Raw genomic sequence first — 16,161 nt, 5'->3', positions numbered from 1 at the left:
AATTTATGCTAAAAGCATGCTTTTTGCTGATGTGTTTTTTTTAATCTTCAATTTATGAAAATTATTTGGCTTCCTGAAACTTTTTGAGAGATAATAAAGCCTGTTCCTGAATTTTCTTCTGAAAGAAACCTGTCCAACCTAATAAATAACCTGTAGGACCAAAGGCTTGCTTAGACCATTTCCATAAATCAAATTGGTCAACATGTTTGATGATCAATCCGTCCTGAAAAATAAACTCTGCACTTATTTTGTTGATGACGTTTCTGTTTGTTTTGGTAAAGTTGTAAGTTGCTACCCAGTTTGCAGTACCTGAAAATTCGTCTGCTTTGACATTAGAAAACTCGATTTTGAGGTTTCCTTCGCTTCTTAAAATCAGCATTTTCCACATGTCTGAGACTTGCTCTTCTTTAAGAAGTCCAAAAGCAGGATCTATAAAATGAACTTTTGGATGATAACATTCGCTCATTGTTTTAGCATCGGCGTTGGCAAAAGCGGAGTAAAATTTGGAGATTAATTCTTCGTTTGAATTCATTGATAAAAAAATTAGAATGCAAATGTAAGATTATTTTTCTGTTAATTTTTATCTTATAAAATGCTAATTTGTTTAGCGGTATCAAAAGTTTTTATGCTTGTGCCGTAAGTCGTAGAAAAATAACTCTGTTTGTTTACAGCAGTGTAATTTCCGTTTTGATTGCCAAATTTACTCAAGTCTCCTGTAACATTGAATCGGATGGATTGTATGTTTTTCTTTTTTAACTTATTCATTTCTAATGGAGTAAAAGTGTAATAAGTGATTGTTTTTCCGTCGAGCGTTTCACTGATATTGCGGTCTACACATGCAATGACATCACCATCGATAAAATAAACGTAAACTCCTCCCGAGATTTTCATTTTGTCGTTTGAAGGAGTGATTGATAATTTTAAAATTCCGCCTTTCTCTGTTTTTGCGATTTGTACATTTGCTTCGCCGGTTAAGGCATATCTTTCGCAGATAAAAGTATAATTTTCTGTTGCTGGATAGGGCTTAGAGCCTTTTAGACTCATGGTTTCCTGTGCAGAAACAAAGGTAGAAATCAACAAACAGAGCCACAGCGGAAATTTTAAAGTCATAGTATCTTAGTTTATTTTTAGTTAATTTTAGCATCAAAACTTTCATCCCAATCCATTGATTTTATGGCAGATATCAAATTATTTTCGTCAACAAAAATGCGAAGTTCTTTGTTGGCTACTTTTTTTGTGTACAGCGCATGATAACGATAAATTGTTTCCTGTCTGGTTTTGTAAACGCCGTCTAATTTCAAATCAATAAAGCTTCCGTAAAACTGTCTGAACTTCAAACAGGTTTTGGTCAAACGTTCTTCTGTCGTGTTTTCCATAACCGTTTTGGTTACTTCTGTTTCGTCAAAAGGCTTAAATTTAGAAGTGTTGCACGTTTCTAAAACTCGTTTTCCTAACTGATACGCTTTTTTCTGCTGATTAGAATTGATTTCGGCTTCTACTACTTTTTTGATTTTTAAATCGTCGGTATCTCTGCTAACCGTTTTTGTTTTACATCCTACGATTAACAACAAACTTAAGATCAATAAGGCTTTCTTCATAACTATTTATGTTATTTTTAATAATAAATTTGGGTCAGGACAGTTTTCTATGTAAAAATTCAAATCGTTGATATTGCAAACTCCGGGATAATCGCCCCAATAATCCTGGATATCCCTAATAATCTGAAAATGCAAATGTGGTGCGTAATCTCCATTTTCGAATGATTTTCCTAAGGTTGCCAAGTTTTCTCCTTTTTTAAAGAAAGTCCCAACGGTTAAGTGCTCTATACTTTCTAACGACAAATGTCCGTATAAAGTATAAAAAACTTCATCATCTATCTGATGTTCTAAAATAATGGTTGGTCCGTAATCACCGAATCCAATATTATTTTTAAAACTGTGTACTTTTCCGTCAAGTGCTGCCAAAACTGGTGTTCCGGCTTTTATCCATAAATCAAGGCCGATGTGTATGTCACGTTCTAAAGTTGAAGCTTTTTTGAAAATTTCACTTCGTTTGTACATGTTTCTGGTCTCGATATAACCGCCGTAGGCTACTTTTACAGCATTTTTTTCTAAATAATTTTGGATGTATACTTCAAAATCAGAAGCGTTTGGAGCCTTTTTTTCGCCAATCTCTTTATTGAGTACAGATAAATCTAGCGGGATATATTCTGAATAATCAATACTTGAATCTATTACTTTTGTTCGGGGTAAGGCTTTTAAAATGGAGGCTAGTGTCTTCATAATAGGGTTGATTTAAAGTTTTTTTTCGATGATAATTAGTTCGTTATGATCCTCAATGCGAGGCAACATTTTGGTAGTAAATATTTTTTGATCTATTTCAGCAATGTATTTTCGATTTCGTACGTTGTGTTCTTCATCAAGAATCATCGTGTTAAAGAGAATGTAACCTCTGTTTTTTAACAGAGAGCAAAGATGAGCGCTAAAGAAACTTTCGAACAAAAAATTAGGCATTTTTATGTCTTCAAAAATATCAATAATGATCAAGTCGTATTTGTCTTTTGTTCGGAGTACAAACTCAAAAGCATCATCAATCACAACTTCTAATTGCTTGATTTCATTAAGTTTAAAGTATTGATTGGCAATGGTTATGATGTCAGGATCGATTTCGACTCCTGTGATTTTTCCCGGATATTGCACTTCGTCTGTCAGAGTTTTGATCACGCTTCCACCGGCAACTCCTAATAGTAAGATATGATCCATTTTTAGGATGTTTCCGTATCCTATATTTCGTAATCCGTACCTTAATATACGCTGTAAACTTCCATAGGAATAATTGGTGTTTTCAGAATCGAGAACCAATTCGCCATTTGCCCAAGTTACCTCTAAAGTTTTACTTCGGGCGGATTTTTTCTTAAAAATTTTAATTGGAATAATATAACTGAGTATTTTTTGAATCATTTATTGCACTTTTACTCAAATTTACCATTTAAATCTTTTATTTTGCAACGTAGAATACAATTTAATGAAGAAACAATTATACAAATTCATATTTTTTAAGCTAATGGGCTGGAAAATAGAAGGAATAGAGAATGCCGAAATAAAAAAATGTGTTATGGTGGTGATACCGCATACGAGCAATCATGATTTTTATTTAGGGCTTTTTACCCGCGGGATTTCGGGCTTGCAAATGAATTGGGTTGGAAAGAAAGAATTATTCAGGTTTCCTTTTGGTTATTATTTTAGAAATGTAGGAGGAGAGCCTTTGGATCGTACCGGAGGTTTAAACAAAGTTGATTCTATTGTAGCCATCTTTAACAGGAAAGAAGTTTTTCGCCTGGCTGTTGCACCAGAAGGAACTCGCAAAAAAACACATGAGCTTAAAACAGGTTTTTATTATATTGCATTAAAAGCAAATGTGCCCATTCTTCCGGTTGCTTTTGACTGGGGAAAAAAAACCGTCAAACTGGGAGAACCTTTTTTTCCTAAAGGAGATTATGACGCCGATCTGCAAATTTTAAAAAGATTTTACGCGGGAGTATTGGGTAAAATACCTGAAAACAGTTATTTATTTTAATATGAGTTAAAAGAATATTAAAATAAATAAAACTAAAAGATTGAATTTTTCGTAAGTAAATTAAACTATAAAAATTATACTTATGAAAAACGTAATGATTACTTCGGCTCTTTTAATATTCCTTTTCATTTCCTGCGATAACGACGATTCTCAAAATACACCACCAGCTGCGCCCGAGGCTACTTTGGTTACTTCGAGCAATACCTCTGGAAAAATTACATATCTTGATTTATTGTCTGCTTCTGCAATGGTAAAATCGTTTACAATAACTTCTGTCGATGCAGAAGGCGTTTTTTATGATAGCACGGGTGATGCTGTTATCGTAGCTTCGAGAACCAACAACAGACTAGAAAAATATACGGGAATCAAAACTGCTATTACAGCGGGAACCGATAATCTTACTTTGGCACTAAATAGTGTAACAGGAGATTTTACAAATGCAAGAGAAACCGCAGTTTCTGGAGATGTAGTAGTGGTGACTCAGGACCAACTTGCTTCTAACGGTATGATAAACAAACTTTTTGTTTATAAAATAACTAGTACCGGTTTTACTCTGACCAAGACTTTTACAACAGATTTTAAACTTTGGGGAATTCACATGGCAGGAAATGATTTGTATGCAGTTGCCGATTTAACAGGCGATATTGTGCAATACAAGGATTTTATGAATAATGCTTCCGGAAATATTACCGCTACAAAACGTGTTACGATTGAAGGTTTGGTGCGTTCGCACGGAATTACTTATTCTTCATCAGATGATGTAATGATTTTGACCGATGTGGCAAGTGCAACTTCTGGAACAGATGGGGGTTTGATTATAATAAAAAACTTCTCAAGTGTTTTTAATGCTACTGCGGCGGCGGGTACCATTATGATGACCAACCAAGTTAGAATTTATGGACCAAACTCACTTTTAGGAAATCCTGTAGATGTGGCTTATGACAGCACAACAAAAAATATTTATGTTGCAGAAAGACTAAATGCGGGCGGAGAAGTGCTTACGTACAGTTATCCAACTGCTTCTGGGGACTTTGCTCCAAAAAACATACGATTGGAAGCAGGAGTAACGTCTGTTTTTCTTTTGAGAAAATAAATATATTGAATGAGTACTTTTGTTATTAATGACCTCAATTCATGTATTTGAATTGGGGTTATTTTTTTTTAAACAATTAAATTGAATAAGAGCTTGCTTTTTTTGCCTTCGTGAGAATACGCTAAACGAAAAATAGTTTTATTTTTTTCAAAATACGAGCTATTTTCAGATTACGGTGTATAGACCTTAAAGGTTCCGTTTTTATAAAAAAATACAATCTTCTCAATTTCTTCTTCAACAGCTGTAGTATTATTTTTTACTACGGGAATATTTGGTAGTTCTTTTTTATTCTCTGAAAAATTAATTTCAGAAAATAAATCTCCGGAAACATTATTCTCTAGAGGAGAAAGAGTGGATGAATTTGTAATTTCTGGTAAACTACTATTTTTTTGAATGATAGGTTCTTCTCTGTTTTTAGGAAAACTTCCTTTACCGTTTAATATCCAATACAAATCTACATCCGGAAAAACATCCAATATTTTCAATACAAAATCCAAACTAGGCTTATTCCTTCCCGAAAGTAGGTGAGACATGCTAGATCGCTGTACGCCAATTTTATCAGCAAAAGAAGAAGCATTTAAGCCATAATAATCCAATATTATTTCAAGTCTTTTTACAAAATCATCGATGTTTACCATTGTAAATTATTATTTAGAGATTGCTTGTTTACAAATGTAATCAAAACAAATCAATAAAGCAATTTTACAGTTGTAAATTATGTTTTAAGAGGTATATTGTATAATGTTTAGCTATATATAAATCATATTAAGATAATGAAAAACAGATGTTTAAGTATTAAAAGTGTTACGGATAACATTTGTCAATTAAATAACCATGAAACCAAGTTATGAGGGCTAAAAGTCTGTTTACAATTATAACTTTATCGTATTTTTTATTGTTTACAATTGTAAAAATAAAGATGTTTACTTTTGTAAACTAATCAAGAAACAATGAATTTAGAAGAATTATTCAATCAATACAAAGAACAATCTATAAAAGGTCGTTACATTACTTTAGATCATATTCAACCTTTATTAGATCGATTAAACACCAATAATCAGGTGAAAATTATAGGAAAATCTGTTTTGGATAAACCTATTTATAGTTATCAAATTGGTACTGGTACAACACGTATCTATATGTGGTCGCAAATGCATGGTGACGAAAGCACTACTACCAAAGCACTGTTTGATTTTATCAATTTTTTGAATGGTGACTCAGAAGATGCTCAAAAAATGCTTAAAACGTTTACTTTTTACGCCATTCCAATGTTAAATCCCGATGGAGCAAAGCTTTATACGCGCGAAAATGCCAATGTGATAGACCTAAATCGTGACGCTCAGAATTTGACACAACCCGAGAGCAAGCTTTTACGCCAAATCTTTGAAGAATTTCAGCCACATTATTGTTTTAACCTTCATGATCAGCGTACCATATATGCCGTGGGTGATACGAAAATGCCAGCTACGGTCTCTTTTTTGGCGCCTGCGTACAACGAAGAACGAGATATAAATGACTCGCGTTTGAAGGCAATTAACCTTATTGCAGGCATCAATGATGTGTTAAAAAAGTATATTCCGGGGCAAATAGGCCGATTTAGTGATGCTTTTAATTTTAATTGTACCGGAGATACCTTTCAGTTTTTGGGTGCGCCAACCATTTTGTTTGAAGCAGGTCATTTTCCAGACGATTATCAGCGTGAAACCACTAGAAAACTCCTATTTTTCTCACTTTTATCTGCTTTTATGATTTTAAGCGAAAACGATTTAGTTGATAATCGAATTAATGATTATTTGAATATTTCACAAAATAAAGTCCTTTTTTATGATTTTATGTATAAAAATATCAAAATAAATTATGATGGTATCGAAATTATTACGAATTTTGTCGCACAATACAAAGAAGAATTGATTGAAAATGAGATTCATTTTAACGCCTACATTATTGAAGTAGGTGAATTAGAAAATTATTATGGCCATTATGAATATGATGCGAAAGGCGCAACGTATTCGGATGATTTTAGTAATTTTCCGAAAATGAATCAAAAAGCAGATTTTTATTTAAATAAAAATACTAAATTTGTTAACGGTTTGATAAAAAGTTAATTTTTATGTGAATTTGTTGTTTTTTATATATATTTTTATACTTTGTAATAGCAATTAGTAATATTAATTAAAGAATTATGAGTAAATTTCGTTTAGATGAAGTAGATCACCAGATTTTAGATATGTTAATAGACAATACGAGAGTTCCGTTTACTGACATCGCTAAAAAACTATTGATATCTGCTGGAACAGTACATGTTAGAGTGAAAAAAATGGAAGACGCAGGAATCATCATGGGGTCTTCATTAGCGTTAGACTATGATAAATTAGGATATTCATTTATTGCCTATGTCGGTGTATTTCTTAATAATACCTCACAAACTAAATTTGTGCTAGAGCGAATCAATCAAATTCCGTTTGTTACTGTGGCTTCTGTTACAACAGGAAAATTTAATATTTTTTGTAAAATCAGAGCAAAAGATACTAAACATGCCAAAGAAGTTATTTTTATGATTGACGATATTGAAGGAGTTTATAGAACAGAAACTATGATTTCGTTAGAAGAAAGTATTAATGATAAGAAACGTTTGATGCATACTATTTTTAAAAATATGTAACAATTTTTCTTGAATGCTATATAAAAATATACCTCAAGTTTATTCTTGGGGTTTTTTTATGACCTATTAACCAACCAACTACACACGATTATGTACACGTTACCAAAAATTGAGCGCTTTAATCAAGATGTTCTCTCAAAATACCACATTTATAATAGTGTATTTATAACCTTGCCTTTTGATTCTATAGACAATACGGGGGTTTTACTTCCTTTGTTTACAGAAACTTGCGAAACAGGTTTTAAAAAACAGGAAACCCCAAAAGAAATCTTTAATTTTTTCTCTGATAAATACCTGAATAATGCTTCTGAGACTGAAAAAATCGATTTAATGTTTCGATTTATTCAATATATAGAGCGACAAATTGTTTTGTTTGATGCCATAGAAGATGCAGCTTTTCCTGCTGTAAATAATATGGAAGGCAGAGGATCGCTTCGTGATATTAAAGAAAAATCAGAAGCCAAAGAAAAAGGAGAGGAATTGGTTGAATTTCTTGAAAATTTTAATGTTAGAACGGTTTTAACCGCTCATCCAACGCAGTTTTACCCTGGTCCCGTATTAGGAATCATAAATGACCTGACTGCTGCAATCCGTTCTAATGATTTGCTTAAAATCAAACAACTATTAGCTCAATTAGGCAAAACTCCTTTTATTCAGAACGAAAAACCAAATCCGTATGATGAAGCTGTAAGTTTGATTTGGTATCTAGAGAATGTTTTTTATGCTACATCAGGCGAAATTGTTCATTATTTACAAAAAAACATGCTTCAGGGTGATGCAATAAAAAACCAACTAATCAAACTTGGATTTTGGCCGGGTGGTGATCGTGATGGGAATCCTTTTGTTACAACAGAAATAACACTAAAGGTTGCAGATCGTTTGCGTACTTCTATTTTAAAGTGTTATTATGTAGAGATGAGAAACTTAAAAAGAAAGTTAACTTTCTCAGGTGTAGATACTTTAGTATCTGAACTTGAACATAAACTTTATCGTTCTGTGTTTTATTCTAAAGGTGAAATTTACATCACTTTGGAAGAATTATTAACGCAATTGAATAAAATTAGAAGCATCATTATCGAAAAACATCAATCTTTGTATCTGGATGAATTGGAAGCTTTTTTGGTAAAAATTAACCTATTCGGATTTCATTTTGCTACTTTAGACATTCGTCAAAATAGTAAAATTCATAATGCTGTTTTCCATGATATTGTCGATTATTATTTGAAGTCAGGCTCAGGAGTTTTTCCGGAAAATTATTTTGATTTGTCTGAGTCCGAAAAAATTACAGTTTTATCTAAAGTAAAAGGAAAGTTGAATCCGAATGATTTTAACGATGAAATTACCAAATCTACTTTAGAATCTATTCAGGCAATCAAAACAATTCAGCAAAATAATGGAGAATTTGGCGCTAATCGTTATATTATCAGTAACAATGAAAGCGCGCTAAATGTTATGGAAACATTTGCAATGATTCGTTTGAATAATTGGGAAGATCCTACGGTTGATATTATTCCGCTTTTTGAATCAGTTGATGATTTGCAGAACGCCCATGAAATCATGGAGCAGTTGTATACTAATCCTGAGTATTCTAAACACCTGAAATCCAGAGGAAATAAACAAACCATTATGCTTGGTTTTTCAGACGGAACAAAAGATGGTGGTTATCTGATGGCAAACTGGAGTATTTATCAGGCAAAAATTGCTTTGACTGAGATTTCGAGAAAATACAATATCAAAGCCATTTTCTTTGATGGACGTGGTGGACCTCCGGCTCGTGGTGGTGGAAAAACACACAAGTTTTATGCTTCTTTAGGACCAGAAATTGAAAATAACGAAATTCAGATTACGGTACAGGGACAAACAATTAGTTCTAATTTTGGCACTTTGGATTCTTGTCGTTACAATATCGAAAATCTTTTGAGTGCCGGCGTTACCAATCAGGTTTTTAGTAAAGGAGAAAATGAATTGACTTCTGATGAAAAAGAAATTTTGAATCAACTTGCTGATTTAGGTTATAATAAATACTTGAACTTCAAGAATCACCCGAAGTTTATTCCGTATTTAGAAAAAATGAGTACGTTAAAATATTATTCTAAAACAAACATTGGTAGTCGTCCATCAAAAAGAAGCAAGTCTGATCAACTGGATTTTGCAGATTTACGAGCGATTCCTTTTGTGGGATCCTGGAGTCAGTTGAAGCAAAATGTCCCTGGTTTTTTTGGAGTGGGTACTGCGTTAAAACATTTTGAAGATACTAATCAATGGGATAAGGTGCATGATTTGTATCACAACTCATTGTTCTTTAAAACTCTTCTTGAGAATAGTATGATGTCTTTGGCCAAATCATTTTTTCCGCTTACCTCTTACATGAAAAAAGACCCTGAGTTTGGTGAATTTTGGCAAATTATCTACGATGAATTTTTAGAAACAAAACGACTTTTGCTCAAAATTGCCGATCATAAACAGCTCATGGAAAATTATCCAGATGGTATAGCTTCAATTCAAGTAAGAGAACGTATCGTATTGCCGCTCTTGACAATACAACAATATGCTTTGTTAAGAATTAACGAATTGAATAAAGAAAAAGATAGTAATGAGGAGCTGATCAAAGTATACGAAAAAATCGTAACCCGATCTCTTTTCGGTAATACAAATGCAAGTCGAAATTCAGCGTAATACAATTACAATTTGAAAATTTTACTATCATAAAAACGTATACAATGACAACAAGTGATTTATTGGAAAATGAATATTCGGGCGGATTTACAAATTATATTCGTGAAGCTGGCGATACTACTTTAATCGAAGAACTGGAAATCAGTTTGCATCAGTTTATCAAATTTGTACAAAATATCCCTATGGATAAATTTGATTACCGTTATGCAGAAGGGAAATGGACAATCAAAGATATTATTCAGCACATTATCGATTGTGAGCGTATTTTTGCCTATCGAGCTTTACGTTTTTCAAGAAATGACAACACTTCTTTGCCTAGTTTTGATGAAGATTCTTATGCCAACAGTACAAATTCAAACAATAGAAGCATTCAGGATTTGTTAACAGAATTTTCTGCCTTGCGACATTCTAATTTGTTGTTTTACAAAAGTTTATCAGAAGAACAATTAAAGAGAATCGGTACGGCTTCAAACAACAACATCTCAGTTCGGGCCTTAGGTTTTGTAATTATTGGACATCAAAAACACCATCAAAAAGTTTTTGAAGAAAGATATTTATAGAATTTTGAAATGTTTGAAAATATAAAAATCCTGTGAAATACACTTCACAGGATTTTTTATTGCTATCGTAATTTTTTATCTAAAAATGTTACTTTCTACAAAGTATGTCATCCCGAGGAACGAGTGAGCTTCTTTAGAAACTTACATAAATGATATATAATATACCTTTGTTCTTATGTTTTAACTTTAATGACCTCAGAAGCATTTTTTTTTCTTTCTACAATAGCAAGTCCAAACCTAATTTTATCATAAGAAACTTTCTCTTCAAAATAATCGAAATAAGGCTTCAGAGCCGTTGGGTATTCTAGCTTTATTTGTGCCTTGCAAAGTAATTCAATTTCTTCATCTGAAACAAATTGCTGTATGTTTATGTCATAACCATCAACATATAATTTGGCTAGATGCGAAACAATAGTTGTCTGTCCGAGATTTCGTTTTTGTGCAATTTCTTCTACGGTATGTCCGTTCTCAAAAAGTTCTAAAGTTATTTTATAAGTGCTGCCTTCTTTTTTTGTTTTCGTTGTTGTCTTTTTACTTTTATGAAATTCGATTATGGCATTTATAAAGGCGGAACCATATTTTTCTAATTTTGCGTTTCCAACACCATCAATAGCAATAAATTCTTCATCGCTCATAGGACGCAACGTTTCCATTTGCCTCAAGGCAGCATCACTAAAAATTACATACGCAGGAACTTCTTCTTCCTGGGCAATTTCATAACGTAATTTTCTGAGCATCTCAAAAAGAGAATTTTTGACAGCTTTTACTTTTGCTTCTTTACTTTCGGCTTTATCAATTGTTTTTTTAATTACAGTTGTCAATTTTACTTTTTCGCCTTCAAATAAAACTTTTTTTGCAAAAGGGGTTAGTAAAATTTTATTGTGTTGATGAAAGGCAATTTCGCAATACCCTAAATTTATTAGCTGAATCAGATATTGGTTCCAGTCGTACCAGGAAATATCAGCGCCAATTCCGTACGTTTTTAAGCTTTGATAATTTTTTTCGTAGATATATGCATTTCTCGAGCCGCGCAAAAAATCAACAATTACGGCCAAGGGTTCCGATTCTTGTAAACGACTGATGGCAGACAACGCTTTTTGAGCCAAAATTGTTCCATCAAAGAAAATAGGAGGCTTTTTACAAATGTCACAATTGCCACAATTTTCAGTTACCAACTCACCAAAATAAGACAGCAAAATTTTTCTTCTACAGCTCAATGCATCCGCATATTGCTTCATTCTTTCTAATTTTGCCAATTGCACATCCGAATTTAATCCTTCCGAAGCAAATTTCTGAAGCTGTATCAGATCTGCGTAACTTTCGAACAAAACCGTTTCTGCAGGTAAACCATCTCGACCGGCACGACCAATTTCCTGATAATAGCCTTCAATGTTTTTAGGCAAATTATAATGAATCACCCAACGTACGTTTGATTTATCGATTCCCATTCCGAAAGCAATTGTAGCACAAACTACCTGACAATCATCATTTATAAAAGCATCTTGTGTTTTTGCACGAAGTTTGCTGTCTAAGCCAGCGTGATAGGCTTTTGCTGCAATGCCGGTTTTTAGTAACTTATCAGCCAGTTCTTCGGTAGTTTTTCGACTTAAACAATAAATAATTCCTGATTGGTTGGGCTTATTCTGAACAAAATCAATTATTTGTTTGACACGATCGAGTGCAGGTCGCACTTCTAAACTTAGATTCTGGCGATCAAACGAAGCCACAAAAGTTTTAGGATTTTTTAGGTTTAATTGTTTGGTGATATCGGTGCGTGTTGCCTTGTCGGCAGTAGCCGTTAGAGCCAGAACAGGAGTAGAGGGAAAGCGGTTTTTTAGATACCCCAAATTGGTATAAGCCGGTCTAAAATCATGTCCCCAGGACGAAATACAGTGTGCTTCGTCAATCGCTATAAGGCTAATAGTAAGTTGGTTGAATATACTATCCAGATAAGACAAACTTTCTGGTGCAATATAAACCAGTTTGAAGGTATTTGATTTTAAGTTATCAATATAAAATTGTTGCTCCTCAGAAGATTGGCTGCTGTTGATGTAACATGCTGATATTCCGTTGGTTTTTAGACTATCAACCTGATCTTTCATCAATGCAATAAGAGGCGAAATGACAATGGTAATTCCGGGTAAAACCAATGCCGGCAACTGAAAACATATTGATTTTCCGCCACCGGTAGGCATAATTGCCAAAGCATCATGACCAGAAAGAATCGTGTTTATAATCGTTTCCTGATTGGGTCTGAATTTTTCGAACCCAAAATTTTCTTTTAGTTTGGCGTGTAGTAACTCTGAATTCATCTAGCTGATATTTGTAGAGATTAAATATACTATTTTTCTTATAAATAAAATCTCTATTAATTTTAATTAATAAAAAAGGAACCCTGAAAAGAGTTCCTTAAATTATTTTTAAAAGATTATGTATTAATCTTCGTCATCTTCATCTTCGTAATCGTCTGCAACGTCATTTTTATCCTCGTCATCGTCATCATCGCCACCATCTAAATCAGGTTTGTCAAGATTTTCATCTTCATCGTCATCATCGATATCATCATCAAGATCTAGCCCTTTTACTGGCTCGATAATATCAACATCTACGTCGATTTCATCATCTTCATCATAATTCTCAATTCTATCAGCAAGTTTAGTACTAATTTTTACTAAATAAATAGTATCTTCAGTACGCACTTCGACAGCTTCGATCAATTCGTTTTTAGCATTTCTAAAACGGATAACATCCGAATCATCATAACCATCAGGAAACTTTTCTACCAAAAGGTTTAAAATTTCATTGGTAAGTTTAGCGTAGTCAACTATAACTCTTTTCATAAATATACTATAAATCTAATAAATAAGCAAAAATTAAAGGCGCCACAATTGTAGCATCCGACTCAATAATAAATTTTGGAGTTTTAATATCTAATTTACCCCAGGTAATCTTTTCGTTAGGAACAGCTCCAGAATACGAACCATAACTGGTTGTAGAGTCTGAAATCTGGCAAAAATAACTCCAAAACGGAATATCATGCATTTCCATATCCTGGTATAACATTGGTACCACGCATATAGGAAAATCTCCAGCAATACCACCACCAATTTGAAAAAATCCGATACCGTTTGTGCTGTTTTTTGGGTACCAATCTGCTAGAAAAGTCATGTATTCAATTCCGGATTTCATAGTAGAGGCTTTCAACTCACCTTTTATTACATAAGAGGCAAAAATATTACCCATAGTACTATCTTCCCAGCCTGGTACAACAATAGGAAGGTTTTTTTCGGCAGCGGCGTACATCCAGCTGTCTTTCAAATCAATTTCATAATATTCTTCTAAAACGCCTGATAACAACATTTTATACATGAATTCATGCGGAAAATAACGTTCTCCTTTATCATCTGCATCTTTCCAGATTTTGTAAATGTGTTTTTGCAAACGACGAAATGCTTCGTGCTCAGGAATACAAGTATCAGTAACACGATTCAATCCTCTTTCAAGCAAAGCCCATTCATCTTCCGGAGTCAAGTCACGATAGTTTGGCACTCTTTCGTAGTGAGAGTGTGCTACTAAATTCATGATATCTTCTTCTAGATTGGCTCCAGTACATGAAATAATCTGAACTTTATCCTGTCTGATTATTTCGGCAAAAATTTTACCAATTTCTGCTGTACTCATTGCGCCAGCCATACTTACCATCATTTTGGCACCATTTGCAAGCTGTTGCTCGTATGCTTTTGCAGCATCAACCAAAGAAGCAGAGTTAAAGTGTAAATAATGTTTTTCAATAAACTGACTGATTGGTCCTTTCATTTTTTTTCTTTTTTTTGTTTTTGAATTAAAAGCTTAACCTTTTTGGATGATACTGCAAATTAATAATTTTATGGATATTAACTTTTATTTTGCAGGTTTTATTTTATACTTTTTTAGTATAACCTAAAATTTTCAATACATCATCTGATGTTTGTTGCTCTGAGAAAACTTCAGTAGCCAAAATTCCATTTTCATCACGATCTATCAAAATGTGTTTTGGCTGCGGAATCAAACAGTGGTGTAATCCACCATAACCTCCAATAGTTTCCTGATACGCACCCGTATTAAAGAAACCAATATACAATGGCTTTTCTTTGTTGTATTTAGGCAAATAAATCGCATTCATGTTTTGCTCTGAGTTGTAATAATCGTCACTATCACAAGTCAAACCTCCCAACAGAACCCGCTCATACGTATCATTCCAGCGGTTTACCGCCAGCATAATAAAACGTTTGTTTATAGCCCAAGTATCTGGCAAAGTGGTAATAAAAGACGAGTCAATCATATTCCATTTTTCTCTATCATTTTGTTGCTTTTGATACAAAATCTGATAGATTGCGCCACCGCTTTCACCTACTGTAAACGATCCAAATTCTGTAAAAATATTAGGAACATCTACTTCGGCTTCATCACATGCAATTTTAATCTGATTGATAATTTCATCAATCATATATTGGTAATCGTACTCAAAAGCAAGCGAGTTCTTAATCGGGAAACCGCCACCGATGTTCAAACCATCCAAAGTAGGGCATTCTTTTTTAAGCGCTATGTATACTTTAATACATTTTACCAACTCGTTCCAATAATAGGCTGTATCATTGATACCTGTATTGATAAAAAAGTGAAGCATTTTAAGCTCTAATTTATCATTCTCCTGAATTTGTTTTTTATAAAATGAAACAATATTCTTGTACCCAATTCCTAATCTCGAGGTATAAAACTCAAATTTTGGCTCTTCCTCAGCTGCAATACGGATTCCGATTTTAAATTTTCCTTTTATTTCTGCCTGAAGCAAATCAAGTTCTTCATAATTATCAATGATTGGAATGGTGTTTTTATGCCCGTTATTGATCAATCTCGCTATGTTGCTAATGTATTCGTCTCTCTTAAAACCATTGCAAATAACATAGGTACTTTTGTTTATTTTACCATTTTCAAGCAAGTTTTCAACAATATTTACATCAAAAGCTGACGAAGTTTCTATATGAATGTTATTCTTGAAGGCTTCATTCATAATGTATTCAAAATGAGAGCTTTTTGTACAATAACAATAGTAATATTTGGCTTCGTATTTGTTTTTTTCCATGGATTTTCTAAACCATGATTTTGCCTTATTGATGTTCTCAGAAATCTGAGGTAAATACGTAAATTTTAGTGGCGTACCATATTGTTCAACCAATTTCATCAAATCGATGTTGTGAAACTGAAGGTTGTCTTTGTTTAATTTAAATTCCTCTTGTGGAAAATAATACGTTTGATTTATTAAGTCAGAATATTTTGTATTCATTTATTTTGTGATATTGAGGATGTAATTTATAATGATGTAAACGGTGTTCCATCATCATTCAAACCCTAATATTGGCAAATACAATTTGCAGTTTTTCGTTTTCTGCTTTCGAATATAAAAAAACATCAAAACAAAAAGGGCTTTTACTCGCATAAAAGCGATTCAGGATCCTTAGCAAGGAACTCTTGAGACGGTTTCTGTAAGAACTGAATCTTCTTTGTTTTTTGTTTGTTTTCATTGGCGCAAATGTAAAAAATAATATATACCTAAA

At 33.1% G+C, this 16,161-nt stretch carries 16 protein-coding genes; 6 read left to right on the top strand and 10 right to left on the bottom strand.

Annotated elements, in window-relative coordinates; all coding sequences use genetic code 11:
• Positions 1–61: 61 nt before the first annotated feature.
• The 5 genes from J3495_RS14245 to J3495_RS14225 are packed head-to-tail and all read right to left on the bottom strand — an operon-like array spanning position 62 to position 2,960.
• Positions 62–532 carry a nuclear transport factor 2 family protein gene (locus J3495_RS14245; protein WP_210667207.1) on the bottom strand — a complete coding sequence of 157 codons (471 nt, stop codon included), beginning with the start codon at positions 530–532 and terminating at the stop codon, positions 62–64.
• Positions 533–585: 53 nt separating this feature from the next.
• Positions 586–1,110 (bottom strand): hypothetical protein, encoded by a 525-nt coding sequence (locus tag J3495_RS14240; protein ID WP_210667206.1) that lies wholly within the window; start codon positions 1,108–1,110, stop codon positions 586–588.
• Positions 1,111–1,127: 17 nt separating this feature from the next.
• Positions 1,128–1,598 (bottom strand): hypothetical protein, encoded by a 471-nt coding sequence (locus J3495_RS14235; protein ID WP_210667205.1) that lies wholly within the window; start codon positions 1,596–1,598, stop codon positions 1,128–1,130.
• Between the two features lie 6 nt (positions 1,599–1,604).
• Entirely contained in the window at positions 1,605–2,282 is a 678-nt protein-coding gene (locus J3495_RS14230) for a peptidoglycan DD-metalloendopeptidase family protein (RefSeq protein ID WP_210667204.1), read from the bottom strand.
• Positions 2,283–2,294: 12 nt separating this feature from the next.
• Positions 2,295–2,960: a spermidine synthase gene (locus tag J3495_RS14225; protein WP_210667203.1), complete on the bottom strand. Its 666-nt coding sequence runs from the start codon at positions 2,958–2,960 to the stop codon at positions 2,295–2,297.
• A gap of 64 nt (positions 2,961–3,024) precedes the next feature.
• Between J3495_RS14225 and J3495_RS14220 the strand changes: the two genes are divergently transcribed.
• Positions 3,025–3,576 carry a 1-acyl-sn-glycerol-3-phosphate acyltransferase gene (locus J3495_RS14220; RefSeq protein ID WP_210667202.1) on the top strand — a complete coding sequence of 184 codons (552 nt, stop codon included), beginning with the start codon at positions 3,025–3,027 and terminating at the stop codon, positions 3,574–3,576.
• An 82-nt stretch (positions 3,577–3,658) separates the two neighbouring features.
• The gene (locus tag J3495_RS14215) at positions 3,659–4,669 is read left to right on the top strand and encodes an NHL repeat-containing protein (protein ID WP_210667201.1); all 1,011 of its coding nucleotides are present in this window, start codon (positions 3,659–3,661) and stop codon (positions 4,667–4,669) included.
• A gap of 170 nt (positions 4,670–4,839) precedes the next feature.
• Here the strand turns inward: J3495_RS14215 and J3495_RS14210 are convergent, their stop codons facing one another.
• The gene (locus tag J3495_RS14210) at positions 4,840–5,307 is read right to left on the bottom strand and encodes a helix-turn-helix domain-containing protein (RefSeq protein WP_210667200.1); all 468 of its coding nucleotides are present in this window, start codon (positions 5,305–5,307) and stop codon (positions 4,840–4,842) included.
• Positions 5,308–5,619: 312 nt separating this feature from the next.
• On the opposite strand from J3495_RS14210, the gene J3495_RS14205 reads away from it, so the two are divergent.
• From J3495_RS14205 to J3495_RS14190, 4 genes are all read left to right on the top strand, one after another.
• Positions 5,620–6,774, top strand: a complete 1,155-nt coding sequence (locus J3495_RS14205) for a M14 family metallopeptidase (RefSeq protein WP_210667199.1) — start codon at positions 5,620–5,622, stop codon at positions 6,772–6,774.
• 77 nt (positions 6,775–6,851) lie between these two features.
• The gene (locus tag J3495_RS14200) at positions 6,852–7,331 is read left to right on the top strand and encodes an Lrp/AsnC family transcriptional regulator (RefSeq protein ID WP_007805990.1); all 480 of its coding nucleotides are present in this window, start codon (positions 6,852–6,854) and stop codon (positions 7,329–7,331) included.
• 90 nt (positions 7,332–7,421) lie between these two features.
• On the top strand, positions 7,422–10,007 hold the full coding sequence (locus tag J3495_RS14195) for a phosphoenolpyruvate carboxylase (protein ID WP_210667198.1): 2,586 nt from the start codon (positions 7,422–7,424) through the stop codon (positions 10,005–10,007).
• 44 nt (positions 10,008–10,051) lie between these two features.
• A complete protein-coding gene (locus tag J3495_RS14190; protein ID WP_210667197.1) occupies positions 10,052–10,567 on the top strand; it encodes a DinB family protein in 516 nt (171 codons plus the stop codon).
• Between the two features lie 173 nt (positions 10,568–10,740).
• On the opposite strand, the gene recQ is transcribed toward J3495_RS14190, so the two are convergent.
• The 4 genes from recQ to J3495_RS14170 form a co-directional block, all read right to left on the bottom strand.
• On the bottom strand, positions 10,741–12,879 hold the full coding sequence (gene recQ, locus J3495_RS14185) for a DNA helicase RecQ (RefSeq protein WP_210667196.1): 2,139 nt from the start codon (positions 12,877–12,879) through the stop codon (positions 10,741–10,743).
• 123 nt (positions 12,880–13,002) lie between these two features.
• Positions 13,003–13,407, bottom strand: coding sequence for a DNA primase (locus J3495_RS14180; RefSeq protein WP_210667195.1), 405 nt, complete (start codon positions 13,405–13,407; stop codon positions 13,003–13,005).
• A 7-nt stretch (positions 13,408–13,414) separates the two neighbouring features.
• Positions 13,415–14,383, bottom strand: coding sequence for a deoxyhypusine synthase family protein (locus J3495_RS14175; RefSeq protein WP_210667194.1), 969 nt, complete (start codon positions 14,381–14,383; stop codon positions 13,415–13,417).
• A 103-nt stretch (positions 14,384–14,486) separates the two neighbouring features.
• Positions 14,487–15,890 carry a type III PLP-dependent enzyme domain-containing protein gene (locus tag J3495_RS14170; protein ID WP_210667193.1) on the bottom strand — a complete coding sequence of 468 codons (1,404 nt, stop codon included), beginning with the start codon at positions 15,888–15,890 and terminating at the stop codon, positions 14,487–14,489.
• Between the last annotated feature and the right edge of the window lie 271 nt (positions 15,891–16,161).

It is taken from the genome of Flavobacterium geliluteum, from assembly GCF_017948595.1.
GTDB classification, from domain to species: domain Bacteria; phylum Bacteroidota; class Bacteroidia; order Flavobacteriales; family Flavobacteriaceae; genus Flavobacterium; species Flavobacterium flavipigmentatum.
Note: the sequence above shows the minus strand (reverse complement) of the source record. Positions and strands in the feature narration are given on the sequence as shown.

Bases quoted from the DNA above. Each gene is read 5' to 3' on its own strand.
- J3495_RS14245 (WP_210667207.1), bottom strand. From the start codon at position 532: ATGAATTCAAACGAAGAATTAATCTCCAAATTTTACTCCGCTTTTGCC.
- J3495_RS14240 (WP_210667206.1), bottom strand. From the start codon at position 1,110: ATGACTTTAAAATTTCCGCTGTGGCTCTGTTTGTTGATTTCTACCTTT.
- J3495_RS14235 (WP_210667205.1), bottom strand. From the start codon at position 1,598: ATGAAGAAAGCCTTATTGATCTTAAGTTTGTTGTTAATCGTAGGATGT.
- J3495_RS14230 (WP_210667204.1), bottom strand. From the start codon at position 2,282: ATGAAGACACTAGCCTCCATTTTAAAAGCCTTACCCCGAACAAAAGTA.
- J3495_RS14225 (WP_210667203.1), bottom strand. From the start codon at position 2,960: ATGATTCAAAAAATACTCAGTTATATTATTCCAATTAAAATTTTTAAG.
- J3495_RS14220 (WP_210667202.1), top strand. From the start codon at position 3,025: ATGAAGAAACAATTATACAAATTCATATTTTTTAAGCTAATGGGCTGG.
- J3495_RS14215 (WP_210667201.1), top strand. From the start codon at position 3,659: ATGAAAAACGTAATGATTACTTCGGCTCTTTTAATATTCCTTTTCATT.
- J3495_RS14210 (WP_210667200.1), bottom strand. From the start codon at position 5,307: ATGGTAAACATCGATGATTTTGTAAAAAGACTTGAAATAATATTGGAT.
- J3495_RS14205 (WP_210667199.1), top strand. From the start codon at position 5,620: ATGAATTTAGAAGAATTATTCAATCAATACAAAGAACAATCTATAAAA.
- J3495_RS14200 (WP_007805990.1), top strand. From the start codon at position 6,852: ATGAGTAAATTTCGTTTAGATGAAGTAGATCACCAGATTTTAGATATG.
- J3495_RS14195 (WP_210667198.1), top strand. From the start codon at position 7,422: ATGTACACGTTACCAAAAATTGAGCGCTTTAATCAAGATGTTCTCTCA.
- J3495_RS14190 (WP_210667197.1), top strand. From the start codon at position 10,052: ATGACAACAAGTGATTTATTGGAAAATGAATATTCGGGCGGATTTACA.
- recQ (WP_210667196.1), bottom strand. From the start codon at position 12,879: ATGAATTCAGAGTTACTACACGCCAAACTAAAAGAAAATTTTGGGTTC.
- J3495_RS14180 (WP_210667195.1), bottom strand. From the start codon at position 13,407: ATGAAAAGAGTTATAGTTGACTACGCTAAACTTACCAATGAAATTTTA.
- J3495_RS14175 (WP_210667194.1), bottom strand. From the start codon at position 14,383: ATGAAAGGACCAATCAGTCAGTTTATTGAAAAACATTATTTACACTTT.
- J3495_RS14170 (WP_210667193.1), bottom strand. From the start codon at position 15,890: ATGAATACAAAATATTCTGACTTAATAAATCAAACGTATTATTTTCCA.